The 306-nt window shown below is 59.2% G+C and carries 1 pseudogene; it reads left to right on the plus strand.

Annotated elements, in window-relative coordinates:
- Positions 1-306 (plus strand): annotated as a pseudogene (locus HMPREF2581_RS08010) (hypothetical protein); the annotation flags it as partial.

The raw sequence follows: 306 nt of genomic DNA on the forward strand, positions 1-306 counted from the left end.
CTGGAGGGAAACCTATGCAGCTCTGGAGCAGTTGGCCACTTCGCCAGAGTTCCGGCAGCAATTTGGCGATAGCTACCTGAAGGGGCTGGAGGAGCGCGCCGCATTCTTGACCCAGGCTTACGAGGATGCCGGCTGGCAAGGTTCGGTCACAGCTGGTGTCGAGGGCGGTAGGTTCGCTGCGGAACTTGTTGGCGTTCTGACGGCAGTAAAAGGTGGCGCGCAGATAACCGCCAAGCTGCCAACAGCAGCCAAGAACCTGGTCAACGCGATTGCGGAGTCACCTGTTTCCGGTAGTATGAGTTCGCA

Source organism: Pseudomonas sp. HMSC057H01 (assembly GCF_001836405.1).
Taxonomy (GTDB): Bacteria; Pseudomonadota; Gammaproteobacteria; order Pseudomonadales; family Pseudomonadaceae; genus Pseudomonas; species Pseudomonas aeruginosa.